This is a genomic window from Aeribacillus sp. JST-2, from assembly GCF_056032925.1.
In genome coordinates this window covers 167,286-174,280 of the sequence record NZ_JBVVUU010000004.1, presented here as the reverse complement: position 1 = coordinate 174,280, position 6,995 = coordinate 167,286, and the positions used below count along the sequence as shown (strand labels likewise).

7 protein-coding genes and 1 other annotated feature (1 of these 8 only partly in view) are annotated in these 6,995 nt (G+C 41.9%); all 7 genes read right to left on the bottom strand.

Features of this window, described 5'->3' with window-relative positions:
* Positions 1-138: 138 nt before the first annotated feature.
* Positions 139-1,068 (bottom strand): peptidase U32 family protein, encoded by a 930-nt coding sequence (locus tag AC0KTX_RS04065; RefSeq protein WP_474250957.1) that lies wholly within the window; start codon positions 1,066-1,068, stop codon positions 139-141.
* Positions 1,065-1,724: an O-methyltransferase gene (locus AC0KTX_RS04060; protein WP_474250956.1), complete on the bottom strand. Its 660-nt coding sequence runs from the start codon at positions 1,722-1,724 to the stop codon at positions 1,065-1,067. Before AC0KTX_RS04060 ends, AC0KTX_RS04065 begins: the two co-directional genes overlap by 4 nt.
* 108 nt (positions 1,725-1,832) lie before the next feature.
* Positions 1,833-2,918: an endolytic transglycosylase MltG gene (gene mltG / locus AC0KTX_RS04055; RefSeq protein WP_474250963.1), complete on the bottom strand. Its 1,086-nt coding sequence runs from the start codon at positions 2,916-2,918 to the stop codon at positions 1,833-1,835.
* Positions 2,919-3,210: 292 nt separating this feature from the next.
* Positions 3,211-3,489 carry a DUF1292 domain-containing protein gene (locus AC0KTX_RS04050; RefSeq protein ID WP_474250955.1) on the bottom strand — a complete coding sequence of 93 codons (279 nt, stop codon included), beginning with the start codon at positions 3,487-3,489 and terminating at the stop codon, positions 3,211-3,213.
* 15 nt (positions 3,490-3,504) lie between these two features.
* Entirely contained in the window at positions 3,505-3,921 is a 417-nt protein-coding gene (ruvX, locus tag AC0KTX_RS04045; RefSeq protein WP_474250954.1) for a Holliday junction resolvase RuvX, read from the bottom strand.
* Between the two features lies 1 nt (position 3,922).
* A complete protein-coding gene (locus AC0KTX_RS04040) occupies positions 3,923-4,189 on the bottom strand; it encodes an IreB family regulatory phosphoprotein (RefSeq protein ID WP_474250953.1) in 267 nt (88 codons plus the stop codon).
* Between the two features lie 70 nt (positions 4,190-4,259).
* Positions 4,260-6,896, bottom strand: coding sequence for an alanine--tRNA ligase (alaS, locus tag AC0KTX_RS04035; protein ID WP_474250952.1), 2,637 nt, complete (start codon positions 6,894-6,896; stop codon positions 4,260-4,262).
* 77 nt (positions 6,897-6,973) lie between these two features.
* Positions 6,974-6,995: a binding site (T-box leader), on the bottom strand; it runs 185 nt beyond the window's last position.

The window sequence follows — 6,995 nt, the reverse complement described above, 5'->3', positions numbered from 1 at the left end:
ACCTTTAGACCCAGTTTATTACATGTACCAATACTGGGTTTCTTCAGTATTGCCTTTTTTCGGATCATCGGACAAGGGAATTTCCAATTTCTATGATTTTTCACCTTGACATATTACCGCAGGACTTTTCCATGCTTTTTAGTAAACCGTTTCTTTAAAGAAAAATCCTGTATCCAAAGGTCGGTTTGGCGGCTGTATTGCTTCAATTTCAGCGAAAAGTTCGTTTTTGATTTCTTCATATTGCTTGCGATCCTCTACGCACAAATCGATCGCTTTCCGATACTTTTTCGTGACTTCCGCAATATATTCAGGAGTCTTCAGGACACCGTCAAATTTAAAAGAATCGATTCCAGCATCCACCAATTCCTCTAGTTCATCAATGATGCATATATCGTTCGGACTCATAATGTGAGTCCCATTTTCATCCTCAAAAATCGGATATTTATTATTTCTTTCTTTGTCATGCAAAAACATGTTTTTCCCCAATTTTTTGTTGTGGATTTCCATTACTTTGCCTTGGTATTCAAAATAGTTGCCGATGAGCGATCTTTTCGATTGAAACATACAGGCCATTCCGTGAACTTGCACTTCTATTTCTACTTCTGAGTGTTCTTTCGTTTCAATGACCTCATCCATGCTCAATTCTCTTGCCAATACCGCACGTTTGGCGCCTTTTCTTCCCCAATAGTTGCAAGCGTACCAGTTTGTTGCTGTTGTTTCCGTATTCCAATGAAGCTTCATATGAGGAGCAACTTCTTTTACGGTCAACAGGACGGCAGGATCACCAAAAACAATTGCGTCAGCTCCGGCAGCGCTCAAAAATTGAACGTAATTTGCCAGTTCATCGACTTTATCATTATGAAAAATGGCGTTCATGGCAACATAGACTTTTTTTCCCAAACCGTGCGCAAGTTGGATGGCCCGGGCAACATCATCGCGGAGAAATTCCCCGGCAAGCCTTAAACCGTACCGTTGCTCGCCAATTATAAACGCATCCGCCCCTGCCTTTGCCAGTGTTTCAATATCGCCTAGACAAGTAGGCGTAACTAGCAGCTCTGGTTTTTTCATAGCGATTCACCTCTTTTTATGCTGAAAGCCAGCCCGTCGCCGACCGGGATGATGACAGTTTCCCAATGATGACGGGTCATAAGCCATTTATTGTATTTTTCTATTTTTCTTGCCAAAGATTTTAATCGCCTCGATTCGGCCTTTTCATCCTTTATCAGCCCCCTAAATAAAACATTATCTGAAAAAACAACCGCTTTTTCTGTCAGAAGTGGTTCATACGTTTCAAAAAACCGTTGATATTGCCCTTTGCTTGCATCGATAAAAAGTGCGTCAAACGGCCCATCCCGTTCCACTTCATGTTTTATGTCAAGGGCATCGCCAAGATAGATTTTGATTTGATCTTCCAAATTGCATATCTGGATATTATTGAATGCTTCCTCGTAGCGATCGCGCTCCCGTTCAATTGTAAATATTTTTGTTTCAGGCAGCGCTTTAGCCATACGGATGGCCGAATAGCCGACCGCAGAGCCGATCTCCAATATTTTTTTTGGCTGATAAAGCTTCAATATATGCAGCATAACCGACAAGCTTATTTCTTCCATGATGGGGATTTGACGTTCCCTTGCATATCGTTCTATTCTTTCGATTTCGTTATCGTTTTCTTTTTGAAGGCTTTTAATATATTCTTCCAGTTTGTCATTTATCTGGATAGACACTGTCGCAAAACCACCTTAATTTTAAAAAATGAACGAACCTTCTTTTTGTTTGTGTTACGGCTCGATATATTTTATCATAAAAGAAAAAGGATTGCGAATCGCAAACCTTTAATCTTCTTTCGTGATATGCCTCTCTTTTTCTCTGTTGTGCTCTTCAAGTGTTTTCGTAAAAATGACATCTCCTTCTTTTGTTGCCAGAAAATAATAAAAATCTGTTTTGGCGGGATAAGCGGCCGCATCCAACGATTGCTTGCCGGCATTGGCGATCGGTCCAGGAGGCAGCCCTTTTACTTTATAGGTGTTGTATGGGGAATTGACTTCCAAATCTTTATAATATACCCGCTCTTTATGCTTTCCTAATGCATATAAAACGGTTGGGTCTGTTTGAAGAGGCATATTTTTTTCGAGGCGGTTATAAAACACGCTGGAAATTTTTTCGCGTGCTGCTTTTTCTGTTGCTTCCTCTTCGATTAACGATGCCAACGTTAAAAACTGATGTGTTGATAGATGCAGTTCCTTTATCCTGCTTTGATAAGGAGCAAGCACTTCATCCGTCTTTTGAATCATTTTTTCGATAATCTCAGACAATGGCGGCGAACTTTCGTAAAAGGAATATGTCGCCGGAAATAAATATCCTTCCAGCGCATATTTGATATTCTTGTGAAAAATATCATTTGTTAACGTATTAGGGTATCTCTCTTGCATTTTTCTGACAAAATTTTGATCTGTCAGCTGTTTCAACACTTCATCCCGCGGATATTTGGTTTCTTCCGATATGATGGAAGCAATCTCTTCCAGCTTTGAGCCTTCCGGAATGGTTATTTTGATTTCGGCTTTCTGCATGAATTCTCCTTTTTTCAGCCGATCGATAATTTCCTGAATCGTCATTGCCTGATTCAAATTGTATGTTCCTGCTTTAAATCCTGATTCATTTTTAAACTTCACATAATATTTAAATATTTTATCATTTTTGATGACATTGCGGTCTTCCAAAATCGACGCAATTTGCGATACTGATGAACCGATGGGGATTTTCACTTTCACTGGTGCATCATTATCCGGATCGACCGGTTTCAAGGCTGAACGTATATATAAATAGCCTCCTCCGATGATTCCTGAAAAAAGCAGGACCATTATGATCAAGATCATGAACACCGTTTTGCGGACAACTCCAGCAACTTGTTGTTTTTCCATCAATTTCTGCTCATCGATTCCTTTATTCGAATCAGCATCAGACATTCATCCATCCTCCTTTCATCCCGATAATTATACTACAAATTGAGAATGGATTCGTCAAAAATCCCCATTTTTTTCGAAATCGACCAATTAAAGTACGGTTATCCGCCATAAACGATCGCTCAAAACTCTTACTTCGGCTGAAGTCAAAAACGTTTATCAAGAAGGGGATATGCAAACACAAAGGGCTGGTTTTTGATTATTTCAACCGTTCTTTCCAAAAAAATAAAAGCACCGAAAAAAGGCGCTTTTATTCTTCCTCTTCATCTAAAAATGTGTTTAGCACTTCTTCGATCATATCCCATTCTTCATCCGTTTCCACCGGCCTCAGTTCGCCAGCTTCCCCGTCATCGTTCGGGATGAAGCTGGCGGCATGCAGTTCAATTTCATCATCATCCGTAATGCCGATTGGATAATAAAGAACATATGATTTTTCAAATTCATCTGATTCAAATGTAAACAAGATTTCACATAGTTGTTCATTGCCATTTTCATCAATGACCGTAAATTGCTTCTCACCGTGCTCCATTTTTTTCACCTCAATTTAGTTTTGGCTGTCTAAATAGCCTTGCAAAATCATGACGGCCGCCATTTTGTCAATCACATTCCGCCGTTTTTTCCGGCTCACATCCGCTTCAATTAAGAGTCTTTCTGCTTCCACGGTGGAAAGTCGTTCATCCCACAATATCACCGGCAGCTGAAATTTTTCTTTCAACAGTTTGGCGAAACGTTGGCTTGCTTCCCCTCTCGGTCCAACGGTTCCATTCATGTTCTTTGGGAACCCTACAACTATTTTCTCCACATCATACGTTTTCATAAGTTCAGAGAGTCGGCTGAGGCCAAACTCTCCTTTCTCTTCATTGATTTTTATCGTTTCCAGCCCTTGTGCTGTCCATCCAAGTTCATCACTAATGGCTACGCCCAATGTTTTGGATCCTAAATCAAGACCGATAATCCGCATGTTATTCCTCACATTGCCTTTTTAAATAAGATTGAACCAACTCTTCAATCAATTCATCGCGTTCAATTTTTCGGATGAGATTTCTGGCTCCGTTATGTCTGGGGATATATGCGGGATCTCCGGACAATAAGTAGCCGACAATTTGATTAATCGGATTGTAGCCTTTTTCTTCGAGCGCATTATAAACGGCGGTAAGAACTTCTTTGACACTCGTATCAACAGGTTCTTCCGAAAAATTAAACTTCATCGTTTTATCGAAGGAACTCACCTTTTGCACCTCTTTCCCAGACTAAAAACGATTCTGCTTGTCTATATCCATTTTACACCATTGATGCAAATTATGAAACGGAATTCACGAATTCTTCGACAAAACGAAGAGCTTCCGACAATTTTTCAGGATTTTTGCCGCCTGCTTGCGCCATATCCGCTCGTCCGCCGCCATTCCCTCCACAGCGGCCGGCCACTTCTTTAATCAATTTTCCAGCGTGATAGCCTTTTTCCACTAAATCTTTTGTCACGCCTGCCGCCAAGTTTACTTTTCCGTCCGCCGCCGATCCTAAAACGATAATGGCCGAACCGAGCTTTTGCTTCAATTCATCCACCATCGTGCGCAAGCTGTTCATATCTTTTAGCTGCACTTTCTCGGCAAGAACCGTTATACCGTTGAGGGATACAGCTTTATCCACAATGTTTTTGGCTTCCAGATTGCCAAGTTTCGCCGCTAAAGATTCATTTTCCTTTTGCAATTCTTTTATTTCCTGCTGCAGGCCGTCGATTCTCTCTAGTATGTCTTTTGTGTTTGCTTTTAATTTTCCGCCAATTTGTTCCAACAGTTTGAGGTGATCATTCATAAAATGGTAAGCAGCTTTACCCGTCACCGCCTCTATACGGCGAGTTCCAGCTCCGATTCCGGTTTCAGAGACAATTTTAAACAATCCGATTTCCGCCGTGTTGCCTACATGGCAGCCTCCGCAAAGTTCCAGCGAATAGTCGCCGACTTGGACAACGCGGACGATTTTCCCGTACTTTTCTCCGAACAATGCCATCGCTCCCATTCGTTTCGCTTCATCGAGAGGCATATGTTCGATCGTAACCGGAAGACGATCCCAAATTTTTTCATTGACAATTTGTTCGATTTTGGCTAGTTCTTCTTGGTCCACTTGACCAAAATGAGAAAAGTCAAAGCGGAGACGATCGCTTGCAACAAGTGAACCTGCTTGGTTGACGTGAATACCCAGCACATCTTTTAGCGCTTGATGCAATAAATGAGTTGCTGTATGATTCATTTCGATCGTTTTTCTTGACTCTTGATTGACAGAAGCAACAACAGAAGCCCCCGTCGTCAAAACGCCCTTTTCGATGATGACACGATGTAAATGTTGTCCGTTCGGCGCTTTTTGGACATCTTTAACTTTTATGATGACTTCATCGTTTTGAATAACACCTTCATCGGCAATTTGCCCTCCGCTTTCCGCATAAAAAGGAGTAACGTCCAATATGATTTGGACTTCCTCTCCTTCCAAAGCCCGTTCGACTAATGTTCCATCTTTTACGACAACTAGCACTTTCGCTTCCGTTTCAAGAGTTTCGTAGCCGATGAATTTGCTTTCCTGTTTCAATCCGACAAGGACACCGCCTTGCACCTGCATGGATTCGACATCTTGTCTTGCTTTTCTTGCCCGCTCTCTTTGCCGTTTCATTTCTTCTTCAAAACCGGCATAATCCAATGTCATGCCTTCATCTTCCGCATATTCCGCCGTCAATTCCACCGGGAAACCGTATGTGTCGTACAGGCGGAAGACTTCTTTACCGGGAATGACGCCGCTCGCTTTTTCTTTTTCCCTTTTGATGACATCAGCTAAAATGGCAAGCCCTTCATGAAGCGTTTCATGGAAGCGTTCTTCTTCGTTTTTGATCACTTTTTGAACAAAAGCTGCTTTTTCTTTCACTTCAGGGTAATAATCATCCATAATTTCGGCAACAACCGGCACGAGTTCATACATAAACGGCCGTTCTATGTTTAACGTTTTCGCATAACGGACTGCCCGCCGGAGAAGCCGTCTGAGAACGTATCCTCTTCCCTCATTGGAAGGAAGCGCGCCATCGGCTACAGCAAAAGTCACCGTGCGAATGTGATCGGCAATCACTTTAAAAGCAACGTCCTTTTCTTCATCAACTCTGTATTTTTGACCGGAAATGTTTTCGACAGCTTCGATAATAGGAAGGAAAAGATCTGTATCAAAGTTCGTCGGCGCGTTTTGAATGACCGAAACCATGCGTTCTAATCCCATGCCGGTATCGATATTTTTTTTCGGCAGAGGGGTGTAAGTGCCATCAGGATTGTGATTGAATTGGGAAAAAACAAGGTTCCATACTTCCAAATAGCGTTCATTTTCTCCGCCTGGATATAGCTCAGGATCATTCGGATCATTGCCGTATTCTTCACCGCGATCATAAAAAATTTCCGTATTCGGTCCGCTTGGGCCTTCCCCGATATCCCAAAAATTCCCTTCCAAACGAATGATCCGTTCTTCCGGCAATCCGATTTTGTTTTTCCATATGTCATATGCTTCATCATCTTCTGGATGGATGGTGACTGATAATCGATCCGGGTCAAATCCGATCCATTTTTCGCTTGTTAAAAATTCCCACGCCCACTCTATCGCTTCCTCTTTGAAATAGTCTCCGATTGAAAAATTCCCGAGCATTTCAAAAAACGTATGATGGCGGGCGGTTTTTCCAACGTTTTCAATATCATTCGTCCGAATCGATTTTTGCGCATTGGTGATTCTCGGATTTTCCGGTACAACCCTTCCATCGAAATATTTTTTTAATGTCGCCACCCCGCTGTTGATCCACAAAAGAGACGGATCATCCACTGGGATTAAAGACGCACTCGGTTCGACCGAGTGTCCTTTTTCCTTGAAAAAGTCAAGGAACATTTGGCGAACTTGAGCAGATGTTAGCTTTTTCATGGCATCCTCCCCATATCAACCTGTTTTGTTTTTTGGCATAAATAAAAACCCCCGTCCATGGAAATATGTGCAAGTTGCACAGGGACGAGAGTTACCCGC